General features: G+C 34.6%; 1 pseudogene. It reads right to left on the bottom strand.

Going from position 1 to position 382, the window contains the following annotated elements:
• Positions 1-346: pseudogene (locus tag ACTJIW_RS24200) on the bottom strand (hypothetical protein); the annotation flags it as partial.
• Positions 347-382: the final 36 nt, after the last annotated feature.

The following is a 382-nucleotide window of genomic DNA, read 5'->3' on the forward strand; positions in this document are numbered from 1 at the left end:
AAAAAGTGTTATCGTAACCGGCATAATAAGTAATATCTGCGCCAGTGGGTGTGCCATGCTGTTCTGTCCACATTTTTCCGGAATTTCCCCATTTACCCGAAGATCCTCCATAAGGCAACCCAGCTTGTAAGCCTTCCAGAGTAAAAATGTTGTCTTTTACTATATCTATTCTATATTTATTTTCAGGATGGCACATTTCTGCATGCCATTCAGGTGTTTTTTCTCTTATCATTTGACAGCTTGTTATTTGTATAGTGGTTAAAAAGCAGATTAAAAGTTTTATAGTTTTTTTATCCCTGTTGCTCCATATTTTAACAAAGCTGTTTGTATTATTTATATGACTCATTATACACTTTACGATTGTTAGGATATATGCGTATAC

Source organism: Flavobacterium sp. 22659 (assembly GCF_052044235.1).
Taxonomy (GTDB): domain Bacteria; phylum Bacteroidota; class Bacteroidia; order Flavobacteriales; family Flavobacteriaceae; genus Flavobacterium; species Flavobacterium johnsoniae.